Raw genomic sequence first — 14885 nt, 5'->3', positions numbered from 1 at the left:
AGCGCGGAATCGGAGATGAACGTCTCGATGTCGTGGTCTTCATACGATGCGCCTCGTCAACCTTGGGATACCGGGTTTGCCAGCGTGCCGGCGCCGTGAATCGTGATCTCCACGAGGTCGCCAGGCTCCAGGGTGAACGAGTCCGGCGGCACGATGCCGGTCCCGGTCATGAGGACGACCCCCGCGGGGAAGCTCAGCTCGCGCGTGAGGTAGGCGACGAGCTCGTCGGGCGCGCGCCGCATCCTCGCGGTCGAGGTCTCCCCCGCGAACACCGCCTCGCCCCGGCGCCGGATCGCGAGCTGGATGGAGAGCGCGCGCAGGTCCAGCCCGGGCTCGTCCGCGAGCGCGATGGCGGGGCCGAGCGCGCAGCAGCCGTCGTAGATCTTCGCCTGCGGCAGGTAGAGGGGGTTGTCGCCCTCGATGGACCGCGACGAGACGTCGTTGCCGGCCGTGTAGCCGACGATGCGGCCCGCCGCGGACACGACGAGCGCGAGCTCCGGCTCGGGCACGTTCCAGCTCGAGTCGCGCCGGATGCGCACCGGCGCGCCCGGGCCGGCGACCAGGCGGGGCGTCGCCTTGAAGAACAGCTCCGGGCGCTCGGCGTCGTATACGCGGTCGTAGAAGTCGCCGCCGCCCGCGCTCTCTTCCTTGCGCGCGTTGCGCGAGCGCTCGTAGGTCACGCCCGCCGCCCAGACCTCCTGCACATCGAGCGGGGCGAGCAGCGGGACGTCGGGCGGGAGGGGGTGGGCTGCGGCGCGCGCGCGCGCGTCGCGCACCGCGCCGAGGGGATCGGGCAACGCGAGCCACGAGGCGACGGACGCGAACGCCTCCGGGGACGCCGCCGTGAGGTCGTGGCGCGCTCCCCGCTCGTCCTCGAGTCCGAGCCGCGGCCCTCCATCGCCCGCAAACCGAAACAGCTTCATGTCGGCGCCTCCCTACAGGCCCCCTCGGACCGCGCCCAATCGACGTGCGCGAGCGCGCGCGGCGCAGTGTTGAAGGCCATCCATCCCACAGTCGCGTCGTGGCGACCGCATGATCCACCATTTGCGCGCTCTGTAAAGCCACTTTTTCTCGCTCGCCTGGGCGAGCGCCGCCGCGCGGAGGCCCCCGGCGCGCCGGCGCTGGGGCCCCTCAGGGCGCCTGCGGCGCGCGCGGCGAGCTCCGGTCGAGCGCCTCTCCGAGCAACCGGCAGACCTCCTGCTCGGACACCGGCGCGTAGTCCTCGTACCAGAGCCCGACCGAATAGACGGGATCCCGGATGTAGCAGTAAACGAACTCGCGCGCGCGCCGGGAGAGCTCCGCGTACGCGGCGTACGACGCGACGGGGACCGCGATGACGATGCCCGCCGGGCGCCCTTGCTCGACGGCCGTCACTGCGGCGCGCATGCTGGCTCCGGTCGCCACGCCGTCGTCGACGAGGAGGAGCGTTCGATCCCGGATGCCAGGCGCCCTGTGGCAGCCGTAGTAGACGCGCTCCAGGCGATCCACCTCCCGCGCCTCCGCATCGGCGAGCCACTGGACCGTCTTGTCCGAGACGCCCAGCGCTCGGCAGAGCTCTTCGTCCACGACCCGGACGCCGCCGCTCGCGACGGCGCCGATCGTCATGCGGTGGTTGACCGGCGCCACGATCCGGCGCGCGATCAGCACGTCGAGCGGCACCCGGAGGAGCTTCGCTATCTCGAAGCCCACCAGCACCCCGCCTCGCGGCAGCGACAGGAGGGTGACGTCTTCTCGCCCCGCGTAGGCGGCCAGCCGCGGCGCGAGCTGGCGGCCGGCGTCGGCCCGATCTCGAAACGGCATGTCTCCCCCTCCCATCCGGCGTCGCCGGGATCGCCGGCGGCGCTCGGCGTAGCGTGCAATTGTCTCGCCAGGCGCGTCGCCTCACGCCGCCGGGGCGCTCTGCTCGCGTGGGGCGAAGCCCGTCAGGCGACCTCACGTGAGCCGAGATCGCGCTTGGTGCGAGGACCATGGCCCGCTCGGGGATCTCTCCCGCGGGCGAGGCCCTTCGAGGATCGACCGTGCCGGCCGTGACGGCGAGGCGTCGCGTCACCAGGTACCCCGTGCACCCGCCGATCCTGAGGACATGCCGCTCGCCAGGGAGAGAGATATGGCCAAGCATCAGCTCGAGCTCGAGGAGCGCGAAGCGACAGACGTGAGGACAGCCCTGTCGATCCGGCTCGTGGGGATGCGAGAGGAGCTGGTCCATACCGACAATCGAGAATACCGGGCGGACCTGAAGGCGGCGATCGAGCGGCTCGAGGTGGTGCTCCGGCGCCTCGACGCGAGCCTGGCCGGGCTGACGCCGGCACCCTAGAGCGTGCGCGTCGGTGACGACCGCGCGCACGGCGAGCCCTCCGACGACACACGGCTCCCCGTCGACCGGAGCGCAAACGAGCTCATCGCGCTCGGCGGCGGCGTCGGCGAGGCGGTCGAGGGCACCACGTCGGTGGAGTCCCTCCTCCTCGAGTGACCCGATGGTCCGTCAGGCGCTCAACGAGGGCGCCACTACCTCGCCTCGCCGGCCGCTCGTCCCGCCTCCGACCGTTCCGCCTATGCTTCGCAAATTCATCCTTGTGCGACGCGGTCTCGTGTGAGCGTTAACAGTTCGGCTCGGCCGCGGGCGAATTCTTGTTGACATCACCGTGTTAACGTTAACAATAGACGCCGGAACCCTGGATCTCGACGAAGCCGGGCGACGGAGGAGGAGGTGGAGCAGGCACCTCGGGCCCTTCCACCGAATGACCTACGGCGACCACGCGACCAGGCCGTACCGCTTGGCATCATGGCGATCGCCGTCGCTATGCATGCGTGTCGAAACAACTTATGAAGTAGGTGCTCAACATGGATCACGCTCGTTCGAGCCTGGTGACTGGGCTTGTAGTTTCGGCATTGCTCGGGGCTTGCGGCGGTGAGGACGACCCGGAGCCGCAGCTGGCGACCTCTTCGGGTACGGGAGCTTCGTCGTCGACGTCCAGCAGCAGCTCGGCCAGCACCGGCGCGACGACGAGCAGCAGCAGCTCGGCCAGCACCGGCGGCGGCGGCAGCGGCGGTGAGGGCGCCGGCGGCGACGGGGGCGACGGGGGCAGCGGCGGCGGTGTCGCCCCTGCCGTCTGCCCGGACACCTACTCCAACCCTATCATCTGGGAAGACCTCCCCGACGTGGAGGTCATTCGCGTCGACGACACCTACTACTATACGGCGTCCACGTTCCACTATTCGCCGGGGGCGCCCCTGCTCCGCTCCTACGACCTCGTCCACTGGGAATACGTCTCACACTCCGTTCCCGTGCTCGACTTCGACCCGTCGTACGACCTGACCAGGAGTCGATCCTATGTGAACGGCATCTGGGCGTCCACGCTCCAGTACCGGAAGAGCAACGAGACCTTCTACTGGATGGGCTGCATGCACAACGCGGGCGGCGGCTGGGTCTTCACCGCCAAGTCCCCCGAGGGCCCGTGGGAGAAGCACAAGGGGGGTTGTTACTACGACATGGGGCTGTTGATCGACGACGACGACACCATGTACGTGGCGTACGGCAACAACACGATCAGCGTGGCCCAGCTGAGCGCGGACGGCTTCAGCCAGGTCAAGAGCCAGAACGTGTTCCAGACGCCGGGGAACATCTCGGGGCCGCTGGAGGGATCCCGCTTCATCAAGAAGGATGGAGTCTACTACATTTTCGTCACGCAGTATGCGAATGGCGAGTATGTGCTGCGCTCGACGAACGGGCCGTTCGGTCCCTACGAGCTGCGGCCCTTCGCGGTCAAGCTGCCCTACGCTGGCGCTCCGGGCTCCGGCGGATCCCCGCATCAAGGCGGCGTCGTCGAGACGCAAAACGGGGATTGGTACTACATGGGATTCAACGACTCGTACCCCGCGGGCCGCATCCCGGTCATGGCCCCGATGACCTGGACCGACGGCTGGCCCTCGGTCACCCTGGTGGACGGCAAATGGGGCGGTACGTACCCCTTCCCGGACCTGCCTTGCGGATCGAATCGCGTGAAGCCGCCGCCGAGCAAGGACACCTTCGCGAAAGAGACCCTGAGGCCCGAGTGGGAGTGGAACCACAACCCCGACAACACCAAGTGGGCCTCCGGGGCTGGGCTGACCCTGCAGACCGCGACGGTGACCGACGACCTCTATGCCGCTCGAAACACGCTGACGCGCCGCGTCGAAGGGCCGGTGTCGATCGCGACGATCGAGCTCGACTACAGCAAGATGCAGAACGGCGACGTCGCCGGCCTCGCCGCCCTGCGCGACGTGTCGGCGTGGATCGGGGTCAAGAAGGCAAACGGGGCAACGCGCGTCGTGATGACCAGCGGGGTCAACATGAACACCTCCTGGACCACGACGGGCAAGGGGACCGAGGTCGCCGGCGCCGACGTGTCCGGCGGCAAGATCTGGCTGCGCGTGGAGGCCAACGTCCGCTCGGATGGCGGGGGCGGGCAAGCGCGCTTCTCCTACAGCACGGACGGCGCGCGGTTCACCAGCCTGGGCAACACGCTCAACATGAACAAGAACTGGCAGTTCTTCCTCGGTTACCGCTTCGGCATCTTCAACTACGCCACGCAGTCGCTCGGCGGCTCGGTGAACGTCGCGTCCTTCGAGGTGACCAAGCCGTGACGTCGCGATCGTGACGGCTCAGCCCGGGTCGGGGGGCCCGGGTCGGGGGCTCGGGTCGTGCGCCGGGCCGGCTCGCGACGGGTCGGCCCGGGTCGGATCGCGCACCGGGCGCGCCGCCTTCACGACAAACCAGATCGCGGCCAGGACCGCGAAGGTGAAGACCACCGCGGCGAGCATGTCTGCCCCGACGGTCACGTCGCGGAGCCCGGCGGTGTGCCTGCTCCGACCGGTTCGTTCCATGGTGAACGAGAGCCGCTGCTCGTCCGAGAGGTTCCCTGACGGATCGAGCGCTCGCACCGAAAGGACGTAGTCACGCTCGAGCTCGAGCGCCCAGGCGGGCCGCGCGGGCGGGCGCTCGCTTCCAACCACCCAGGGCACGGGCCCGAGGACCGGACCGACGATGCGCGTCTCGCCGTCCCGCGCGTAGATATCCCAGACGAACCACGCGTTCGGCTCGGGCTCTTTCGGGACGAACCAGAGCACCCCGTGATCGTGGCAAGCATCGGCGATCTCGTCGCGCTCGATCGTGAAGGCCGGCGCGACGGGCTTGCGCTCCGCCTCGGGGAGCGAGGCGAGGACCACGGCGGGCCGCCCGGACGTCTGCGTCACCAGGTAGACGCCACCGGGCTCCAGGCGCTGGTCGGGCGGGAGCGAAAAGCAGCTGCGACCAGGAAGGAACAGCTCGGGGCGCCCGACGAGAGGCGTCGACGGCCCCAGGCGCAGCCGCTGCGCGGTGACGTACCGTGGCTCCGGCGCCGGCGGCAGCGATACGCCCCACGTCAGCTCCTCGCCCCACCTGGCGAACAGCACCTGCCCGGCCTCGTCGCGAAGCAGATACGCCGCCGAGGCGTCGAGCGCGGCAGGGTCATCGAGCTTGCAGCGCGCGCTCTCGCAGTGGACCGCGAAGGTGTGCTGCTCGGCGACGCGCGTCGCGTGGAGCTTCGGCTCGACGTCGCAGAGCCAGGCCGACGAGGGCGTCACCTGCAGAACGTCGGCGACCGCTGACTGCCTGCTGTACTTCGCGATTGGGTAAGTTTTGCAGGGAGGGGTCGCGGCGCTCGGTCGCGCGGCCAACCCGACGGCGAGCAGCGCCGCGGCGAAGATCGCGGTCGAGGGGCGAGACCTCCACGCAGGACCAGCGGCGCTCGCCGCCCGCTGCTTGCCGACCGAGGACGCGTTCGACACGGGTGCGCTCTCCTGAATGAGCCTTGCTACGCATCGAGCGCGCGCCGCCTTCCCCGTCCGGCCTTCCGCCCTCCTGTGACCTCTCGCGAGCGCAGGTGCGACCGCAGCCCCTGCGCGCGCGGCGCGCCGACGGAGCGGCAGCGCTCCCCTCAGGGGCGCTCCAGGACCATCCGCACGCCGAGCGCCACGAGGACCACGCCGGAGACCGCCTCGAGCGTCCGGCGCACGCGACCGCCGGACATGGCCGCCTGGAGCCGACCGAGGAGCAGGATGAGCGCCAGGTACCAGGCCGTGTCCACGGCGACCCACACCAGCGAGAGGAGGAGCAGCGCCGGCAGCGTCGGCGCGCCGGCCGGCACGAACTGCGGCAGGAAGGAGGCGGCGAACACGGCCGCCTTGGGGTTCGCCAGGATGGTGAGGAGGCCGACGCGGAAGGCGCTCCACCCGCCGGCAGCGGGCTCGCGGGCGGCCGACCCCGCGTCGCCGTCGCCGGCACGGCGCCGACCCAGGAGGGACTGAGCGCCGAGCACGACGAGGACGACCGCGCCGGCGATGCGGAGCACGTCGTAGGCGACCGCGGAGGCCTCGACCAGCGCAGAGGCCCCGAGCGCCGCGACGAGGGCCCAGAAGAGGAGGCCTACCTCGTTCGCGGCGATGGTGGCGAGGGCGGCGCGGCGGCCGCCGCGCAGCGCCTGCCGCACGATGACGGCGGTGCTCGGCCCCGGGATCACGGCGAGCACCAGCGCGGCGCCGCAGAAGGCAAGGAGCGTCGAGCTCATGAAGAGCTTGTGTACCCGCGGAACGCTCCGCCGGCCAGGCGCACGCGCGGGCGCGCCACGTCCAGCGCGCTTTCAGCGAGCGCGCCGGGCGCGCTTTCAGCGAGCGCGCCGGGCGCGCGGACGGTGCCAGTCCGCCGCTGCGGTGCTTCTGAACGGTCGAGGCGCCGGTGGCACGCTTCGTGGTTCACCGCGAGCATGGGCGCGCCCGCAGCGCAGCAGGGGGATGGACGCGGTGAGGAGCAGCCGTCCACGGTACGGGTCACCCTTATCGCGTCCGTCGCGGCGCTGGGCGGCTTCCTGTTCGGGTTCGACACCGCCGTGATCAACGGCGCCGTCGGCGCGCTGGAGAGGGTGTTCACGGCGCACACGGTCGCGGTCGGCCTGTCCGTGTCCTCGGCGCTGCTCGGCGCGGCCGCCGGCGCGGTGCTCGCGGGCAGGCTGGCCGACCGCTACGGCCGCACGCGGACCATGCTGGTCACCTCCCTGGCCTTCGTCGCCAGCGCGGCGGGCTCGGGGGCGGCGGTCTCGCCCTGGGATTTCAGCGCGTGGCGGGCGCTCGGCGGCGCGGCCATCGGCGCGGCCAGCGTCGTCGCCCCGGCGTACATCGCCGAGGTCGCGCCGGCGCACCTGCGCGGCCGCCTCGGATCGCTCCAGCAGCTCGCGATCGTGCTCGGCATCTTCGTCGCCCTGCTCGGCGATTACGCCATCGCGGCGTCCGCCGGCTCGGCGTCGAGCCCGTTCTGGCTCGGCGTCAGCGCCTGGCGATGGATGTTCTGGAGCGCCATCCCACCGGCGCTCCTTTACGGGCTCGGCGCGCTGCTGATCCCCGAGTCCCCGCGCTACCTCGCGGCGCGCGGGCGCGCGACCGAGGCGCTCGCCGTGCTTCAAGGCCTCCTCGGCCGAGCCGCGAGCGAAAAGCTCCTCGACATCCAGAAGACGCTCTCGTCCGAGCGCCGGCCGAGGCTCGCCGACCTCCGGGGGCGCTCCGGGCTGCTCCGCATCGTCTGGATCGGCATCGGTCTCTCGGCGTTCCAGCAGCTCGTGGGGATCAACGTCATCTTCTATTACTCGAGCGTCCTCTGGCAGACGGTCGGGTTCTCCGAGCGGAGCTCCCTCGCCATCACGGTCATCACCGGCATCACCAACATCGTGACGACCTTCGTCGCCATCGCGACGGTCGACCGCGTCGGGCGCAGGCCGCTGCTCATCGCGGGCTCCATCGGCATGGCGCTGACGCTCGGCGCCATGGCGGCCGTGTTCGGCGCCGCGGGCGAGGACGCCGCGGGCAACCCGGTGCTGACGGGCGCCGCCGGCCCCGTCGCGCTGCTCTCGGCCAACCTCTATGTCTTCTGCTTCGGGGCGTCCTGGGGTCCGGTGACGTGGGTGCTGCTCGGGGAGATGTTCGAGAACCGCATTCGCGCTCTCGCCCTCTCGATCGCGGCGGGCGCGCAATGGCTGGCGAACTTCCTCGTGACCGCCACGTTCCCCGCGCTCAAGGTGGCCGGGCTGGGCATCGCCTATGGGCTCTACACCGCCGCCGCGGCGGCATCTCTGGTGTTCGTCGTCGCGTTCATCCCCGAGACGAAGGGCAAGGAGCTCGAGGAGATGTGATGTGCGCGGCGAGCAGCGGCAGGCGGCGTCAATCGACGAGGACTTTTCCAGGGGACGTCGAATCGCGGCGAAGAATGCCTCGCCCATCCGGTGCAGGCCGCGCAGCTGGGGCTTGACGTCTCTGACGTCTTCGGATGCTCTTCCTCTGTCGGGGTCGCTCTTCGTGCGCGTGGGCCGCACGATCGGCGACACCCGAGAAGGAGCGCCGACGGTCGAGCGCCAGGGGGTGGGCTGATGGGGAAAGTTCTTTCACCTCGAGCACCGCGCGCGTCGATCTCGCAGCCGAGCGCCGGCTGGCGCTGCCTGCGCCGGTCCACGCGGCGCCACCAGGAGCCACGGCGCAAGCTCGGTCGCGCCGTTCCACCCGAGCTCGGGGCCGCGACGCCCGTCGCTCCGGGAGAAGGAGCCTGAATGCCCGCTGAGCCATCCACACCCGCGCGCCGGCTGGCCGAGGCGATCGCCGCCGCTGCCGCAGACCTGAAGGCCGGCGGATCGATCGGCGTCCATGCCGACTCGCTCCGGCGCCTCGTCGCCGAGTTCGGCACCGCGGCCGGCGGCAACGGCCCGCGAGAGCTCCTCGAAGCGCTGGGGCCGGCGCTGCGCGCGCGCGGCGTATCGATGCCCTCGCTCGACCGCCTCCCGCCGTCGGTCGCGGCCTACTTCGAAGCGGTCGACGACGCATTGGACGGCGCGTCGGCAGGCGACGCGCCGCCCGATCTGGAGTCGATCGCGGCGCGGCTGGAGCGCGCGGCCGCCGCGGCGTACGGCGGGCCCACCGTCACCGAGGCGCGCGCGCAGGCGCTGCGCGAGCAGATCCGCCGCGAGGTCTCCGCGTCGATCGCGGCCACCGTGCGCGCGCACGGGTTGACGCCGGCCGCCGACATGGTCGAGGACGGCGCCGACGACGATCTCGACGAAGGCCCCCGCGTGAGATGAGCGTCGCGCCGGCCGTCGAGAAGCGCCCGTCGCCCGCCGCTTCGGCGGAACGGGCGGAGCCCGAGGTGAGCGAAGAGCGCGAGACGCCCGCGCTCGGCGCGCCGGCGTACGTGCAAGCCGCGGCGGGTCCTGGCGGCATCAGGGCCGGCGGCGGCGGCCACGGCGGCGGGGCTGCGGGCGGCGGGGGCGCGCGAGGGCGCGCGGCCACGATCCATGGCGTCGCGCGGCAAGGGGTCGCGTCGGTGGCAGCGCCGTTGCCCTTCGCCGCGACGATCCAGCGCGCGTTCGGGCGCCACGATGTCAGCGGCGTGCGGACCGGGAGCGACGGCCCCGCGAGCGCGGCGGCCTCGCGGCTCGGAGCGCGGGCGTACACCGTCGGCGATCGCATCGCGTTCCGTGCGCCGCCCGACCTGCGCCTCGCGGCGCACGAGGCCGCGCATGTGGTGCAGCAGAAGGCGGGGGTCCAGCTCGACGGCGGCGTCGGCAAGGCCGGCGATCGCTACGAGCGGCAGGCCGACGAGGTAGCCGATGCGGTCGTCCGCGGGCAATCGGCCGAGGCCCTGCTGGATCAAGAGCGAGGCGGCGACGAGGCCGGCGTGCAGATGGCGTGCAGCTGCGGCGGCACGTGCTCGAGCTGCAGCGGCGCGACGGATCTCACGAGCGCGCCCGTCCAGATGCAGCTCGATGTCCTCGCCGAGCGCGACTTCGAGCCCGCGATGCTGGACGTCGGTGGGGGTGGAGGAGCTGGGCGAGAACGGGGAGGGGGCGGTCCAGGAGGCGGCGGCGGACCGGGGGCCGATGCGGGCGGCGGCGGCGGGGGTGGTGGCGGCGGTGAGCCAGCAGCAGAGGGCCGCGGCGGCGGCGGCGCCGCCGATACAGCCGATGCAGGCGCGGTCGCGGCGGGAGCGGCGCCCGCTCCCAATCCTGCGGTGGCGCGGCGGGCGGGAGCGGCGTGCCCGGCGCCCGCCGAGCCCCCCAGGCACACGCCAGAACAGTCGAGCGGCGAGGAAGAGTCCTGCCGTGACACCCGCGAGCTCTCGCCGCAGCGCGCGCCGACCGGGGCCGGTGGCGCCGGCGCGTCCACCCAGGATCGACCGCGCGAGCCGCCGAACACGGAGATCCACGGCGACACGCAGAGCAGCAGCACGAGCACCGAGGAGGCGCAGCAGAGCCAGCAGGCCGAAGCACCGCCACCCCCGCCTGCACCTCCGGGCTGCGAATCGCAGGGCGGCGGTGGCGCGGGCGGCGGCGGGCCGCAGGCCGCGGCAGGCGGCGGTGGTGGACCGCAAGCGGCCGAGGGGGGTGGCGGCGGCGGCCCGCAAGCGGCGGAGGGGGGTGGCGGCGGCCCGCAAGCGGCCGAAGGCGGCGGCGGCGGGGGACCTCAGCCCGCCGAAGGCGGCGGCGGTGCCGGCGGTCAAGGTCCGGGCGCTGACGGCGAGGGTGGCGCTGCCGCTCAGGACGACGCGATGGGCGCTGCGCTCGGCGACGCGGCGGCTCGCCGCGCGGAAGCGATCGACGCGTTCCACGCCGGGCGCGGCGCGATGGAGGCGAGCCGCGGCGAGGTGGTCGCCGCCACCGCCGAGAACGCCCGATTCGGCCCCGAAGGCGACCGCGAGACGCGCGAGGCAGCCGCGCAGGTGGCATCGAGCTCGCTGCGCGAGATGAGCGCCGAGGCGCGCCAGGTGCTGTTCGAGCTGGACGAGCAAGTGCCCCGCAGGCTCGGGACATCGCTCATCGGCGTCAAAACGGACATCGAGTCAGCGCGCGATCGCGCGCTCGACGCCATCGACGCGGCCTACGCTGCCGCGACGATGGCGGCCCACCGGGACGCGCGCGCGGCGAAGGGGGTCATCAACGCGCAGTACGTGGCGAGCGTCGTGCACGCCGTCACCACCACCGTGGCCGCCATGGGGCGGGTGCAGAGCGGGGCAGCGCGCACGACGCGAGCGATCGGCTCGGCCGAGACCGCCGAGCTCGGCGTGGTGCGCGCTCTGATCGCGCGAGGTCAACAGGAGCTCAACGGCGTCGGGACGAGCAAGGGCGGCGAGGCGATGAACCTCGGTCGCTCGTACTGGCGCATGTATCACGGCGAGCGCATCAACCGGATGGACAGCGTCCTGGACGGCTATCTCACGGATCGGCGCGCGGACGCGCGCGCCAACGCGGCGATGGAGACGGCCAAGGGCTACCGCGACGGGTTCGTGAACGAGGCTGCCGCTCAGGCGCGCCAGCTGGCGCGCGCGCGCGCGGGCCACTGCGCCACGGTCATCAGCGCGTCGCTCGGCGCGCAGGACGGCGTGCAGCAGGGCGCGGCGCAGGCCGTGGAGACGCTCGGCCAGATGATGACGGGCGCGCTCGCCGCGGCGGCGGCGCAGCGGCAAGCGCGCGCCGCGTCGGTCGACGCGCAGCTGGCGAACCAGCTCCGCCAGCTCGCGCGCCAGCGCCACGCGCAGCGGCAGACGGCGCGCGATACGGCCTATCTGCAGCGGTTGATGGTGGAGTCGGCGGCGCACGGGGTGGCCGGCGAGCTCCTGAGGGGGGCCGCGCAGGCCGGCCGTGGGATCGCCGACGCGCTGGCGCAGCTGCGCGCGGTGCTCGAGGCCACGACAGCGCCTCGCCGGGAGCTGGCGCGCGCGGCGATGCGCGGGGTCCACGGCCGCGTCACGCTCCTTCTGGGCCAGCTTCGCGAGCGGCTGGGCTCCGGGCTCGACACGGCCGTGAGCGCCGTGGAGGCGAGCCGCGGGACGGCGCAAGGTGCGCTCGACCGGCTGGTGGAGACGGCGCGCGACGGCGCCGGCCAGCTCACCCAGGCCTTCGCCGAGGCGATGGGCCAGGCGTCGAGCAGCGCGGTGGAGGGCTTCACCCAGGCTCGGACCGAGCACTCGACCGCCCTCGAGCGGCTCACCACGACGGTGCAGCGGACCTTCGCGTGCGCGCTGCTGACGGTCGTCTCCGGCTATCTGCGCCTCAACCAGGGGATCCGGGAGGGGATCGACCAGCAGAAGACGAGCCTGCAGCGCGGCTTCGACCTGCAGATCCAGGGCGGGGTCGACCCCGAGGGAGGAGAGCGCAAGCCCGGCCTCGCCTTCGACATTCAAAAGTACGCCTGCATCGCGGCGCAGAACGAGCGCCCGGCGTGGGAGACGGTCGTCACGATCCTGCTGGTCATCCTGATCGCGATCGTGGTCAGCGTGCTGCTCGGTCCGGTGATCGGCGCCGCGGTGGGCGGGCTGATCGGCGCCGGCTTGCTCGCGACGGTGATCACCGGGATCATCGTGGGCGCGATCGCCGGCGCGCTGTCGAGCATGGCCGGCTACCTGGTCGGCAACGCGCTGGCCGGCCGCCGCATCACCGGCCGCGGGCTGTGGCACGCGGCGTGGACCGGCGCGCTGACGGGCGCGATCGGCGGCGGCATCGGCGCCTTCGGTGGTGCGCTCGTGAACGCCGCCGGGCAAGCCGGGGCGACGGCGCTCTCGCGCTTCGCGATCACCCTCGCGTTCGACATGGTCAGCGAGTACGCCTCGCAGGTGGTGATGAGCCTCGCCGCCGGCAAGGGGCTCGCGAGCTTCACCGAGCTCGATCTGCAGGGCTTCCTGCTCTCGGGCGCGATCTCCAGCGCGTCGTTCATGCAGGCCGCGCGGGGCGCCCGCCGCGGTGGCGGCGCCGACGCGGCGCGAGCGCCGCACGAAGCCGGGCCCGCGGCGCCGCACGAGACCGGGCCCGCAGCGCCGCACGAAGCCGGGCCCGCGGCGCCGCGCGAGGCAGCACCGGCGGCGCCGCACGAGACTGGACCCGCAGCGCCGCACGAGACCGGGCCCGCGGCGCCGCACGAGGCAGCACCGGCGGCGCCGCACGAGACCGGGCCCGCGGCGCCGCGCGAGGCAGCACCGGCGGCGCCGCACGAGACCGGGCCCGCGGCGCCGCGCGAGGCGGGTCGCGTGACGCGGGCGATCGCCGCTGCCGAGCGCGGCCTCACCCGGGCGACCGCCGCCGCCGGCAGCGGCATCGCCGCCGCCGAGCGCGGCCTCGGTCGCGCCGTAAGCCGGGCCGGTGCCCGCGCGCCGCGCGCCGCGGCCGCGGTCCGCGCCGTCGGTCGCACCGGAAGCGCCGCGCTGCGCGGCCTGGGTCGCACGCGCCTCGCCCAGGCGCTCGGCCGCGTACAGGAGAGCTTCGTCAACCTGACCGAACGGTACGCCGCTCGCAGCTCGTACCAGACCTGGCGCGCGGTCAGCCGCCGCACCGGCCGCCCCATCCCACCCGAGGTGACGGCCGCCTATCACGCGAGCTTCGAGGGTGGTCAGGCGCCCGGCATCGCTCGCGGAGGAGCCCACGAGGCACCGACGCCGCACGAGACCGCGACCGCGCCGCGCGAGACCGCGACCGCGCCGCGCGAGGCCGCGACCGCGCCGCGCGAAGGCGCTACGGCGCCGCGGGAGCCGTCCGCCAACGATCGTACGACGCTCGAGCAGACGCGGCATCGCGATCACCTCACGCCCGACGAGGCGCGCGTCGAGCGACGGGTCGCCGAGCAGGGACCGCGCCGGCAGAGCGCAGAGCCGCCGTTCAGCGAGGTCGGCGAGCTCCCGAACGGCCACCGGTGGGGCGAGACCCCCGAGGGCTCGTTCTGTCGGTTCTCGACGATCAAGTGCTACGACAGGTTCGGTCGCGAGCTGCCGCCGCCCGAGGGAGCGCGCGCGCCCGAGCCCGCCGCCCCCAGGGAGCAGGCCACGCCGGCGTCGATCCAGGATCGGTTCGGGGCCGAGCTCGCGCGCGATCCTCGCCTGCGCCAGCGCCTCGCCGGGATCGAGGGCAGCCAGCCCGGCCAAGCGCGCGACGCCGCGCTGAACACGCTGCACGACGAGCTCACGGCTCGACAGCACACGCTGCGGACCGCGAACGTCATCCGGCAAGGGCAGCGCAAGGTCCTCGAAAGCCATCGGGTGAGCACCGAGGCGGATCGCATCATCCGGCTACGTGAAAAGAACCCGGAGCGCGTGATCGAGGCCCCCGACCCGCTCCACCAGATCGCCGAGTTCGCCTCGCGCGAGCCGCTGCCCGGAGAGCCGGCGGCACGGACAGCCGCGCGCGGCAAACCTGGTCTCGTCCGCCAAGTCACGTCGCTGCACGAGGGCGTCCCGGTGCACGAGCAGCAACAGCGCGGCACCAATGTCGTGGTCCGCCCCGAAGACGCGTACGGCGACCTGGTCGCCCGCCTGTCGGGCTCGGCTGGATCGGCCGAAGCCGCCGCGCGCCACGTCGACCAGGTCCTGCGCACCGGCCGGCTCCCGCCGGGGGTCAGCCCGACATCCGACTACGGGCTCCGGCTCGCCCGGCTGTTCCGCTTGCAGCTGGGCATCGAGCCCGGCCGCGTCGGCACCCAGCTGTACGACGCTGCAGTCATCGCCGATCTCGCCGTCCGGGCCAAGTCGCTCGATCCGCTCGTCAACGAGCTCCCCGCGGCGTTCCAGGGCCGCGTGCGCGGGACCGCGACCCGTCAGTCGGGCGCGCGCGCGGGCACGGAGCGCGTCGTCCGAAATCCCGGCGCGTCGCCCTCGGCGCGCCGGATCCTCGACGCCGCGGCGAGCGAGACCGGCGCGCGGCAATTGCCGCAGGGCGGCTACGCTGCGGAGTCGGGGGACGCGATGCTGCAGCGGTTCACCGATCTCTACCGCACGGTCAACCCCGACCTCACGCCCGAGCAGGTCGCCGCGATCCTGCGAGAGCACTATGGTATCCCAGAATGACTCACCA

Annotated in this window: 10 protein-coding genes; 6 read left to right on the top strand and 4 right to left on the bottom strand. The window is 73.2% G+C overall.

The annotated features are described in order from the left end of the window. Positions 1-56: 56 nt before the first annotated feature. Together WME83_RS47040 and WME83_RS47035 are read right to left on the bottom strand one after the other, a co-directional pair. Positions 57-923, bottom strand: coding sequence for a fumarylacetoacetate hydrolase family protein (locus WME83_RS47040; protein WP_437316237.1), 867 nt, complete (start codon positions 921-923; stop codon positions 57-59). 208 nt (positions 924-1131) lie between these two features. Next, on the bottom strand, positions 1132-1800 hold the full coding sequence (locus WME83_RS47035; protein ID WP_437316236.1) for a phosphoribosyltransferase: 669 nt from the start codon (positions 1798-1800) through the stop codon (positions 1132-1134). A 307-nt stretch (positions 1801-2107) separates the two neighbouring features. On the opposite strand from WME83_RS47035, the gene WME83_RS47030 reads away from it, so the two are divergent. From WME83_RS47030 to WME83_RS47020, 3 genes are all read left to right on the top strand, one after another. Next, on the top strand, positions 2108-2314 hold the full coding sequence (locus tag WME83_RS47030; protein WP_437316235.1) for a hypothetical protein: 207 nt from the start codon (positions 2108-2110) through the stop codon (positions 2312-2314). A 3-nt stretch (positions 2315-2317) separates the two neighbouring features. Beyond that, complete coding sequence (locus tag WME83_RS47025; RefSeq protein WP_437316234.1) at positions 2318-2470, top strand: hypothetical protein; 153 nt, start codon at positions 2318-2320, stop codon at positions 2468-2470. Between the two features lie 371 nt (positions 2471-2841). Next, positions 2842-4623, top strand: a complete 1782-nt coding sequence (locus WME83_RS47020) for a glycoside hydrolase family 43 protein (protein ID WP_437316233.1) — start codon at positions 2842-2844, stop codon at positions 4621-4623. Between the two features lie 18 nt (positions 4624-4641). On the opposite strand, the gene WME83_RS47015 is transcribed toward WME83_RS47020, so the two are convergent. Together WME83_RS47015 and WME83_RS47010 are read right to left on the bottom strand one after the other, a co-directional pair. Continuing rightward, positions 4642-5808, bottom strand: a complete 1167-nt coding sequence (locus WME83_RS47015; protein WP_437316232.1) for a hypothetical protein — start codon at positions 5806-5808, stop codon at positions 4642-4644. Between the two features lie 149 nt (positions 5809-5957). Beyond that, positions 5958-6587: a LysE family translocator gene (locus WME83_RS47010; protein WP_437316231.1), complete on the bottom strand. Its 630-nt coding sequence runs from the start codon at positions 6585-6587 to the stop codon at positions 5958-5960. Positions 6588-6782: 195 nt separating this feature from the next. On the opposite strand from WME83_RS47010, the gene WME83_RS47005 reads away from it, so the two are divergent. The 3 genes from WME83_RS47005 to WME83_RS46995 all read left to right on the top strand — a co-directional run bounded on the left by WME83_RS47005 (position 6783) and on the right by WME83_RS46995 (position 14878). Continuing rightward, complete coding sequence (locus WME83_RS47005) at positions 6783-8198, top strand: sugar porter family MFS transporter (RefSeq protein WP_437316230.1); 1416 nt, start codon at positions 6783-6785, stop codon at positions 8196-8198. Positions 8199-8609: 411 nt separating this feature from the next. Further along, positions 8610-9134 carry a hypothetical protein gene (locus WME83_RS47000; RefSeq protein WP_437316229.1) on the top strand — a complete coding sequence of 175 codons (525 nt, stop codon included), beginning with the start codon at positions 8610-8612 and terminating at the stop codon, positions 9132-9134. A 65-nt stretch (positions 9135-9199) separates the two neighbouring features. Further along, positions 9200-14878, top strand: a complete 5679-nt coding sequence (locus WME83_RS46995) for an eCIS core domain-containing protein (RefSeq protein WP_437316228.1) — start codon at positions 9200-9202, stop codon at positions 14876-14878. Positions 14879-14885 lie beyond the last annotated feature (7 nt).

This window comes from Sorangium sp. So ce385, assembly GCF_051474135.1.
GTDB lineage: Bacteria > Myxococcota_A > Polyangia > Polyangiales > Polyangiaceae > Sorangium > Sorangium cellulosum_D.
The sequence above is the reverse complement of the archived record's forward strand: the minus strand, read 5'-3'. Positions and strand labels throughout refer to the sequence as shown.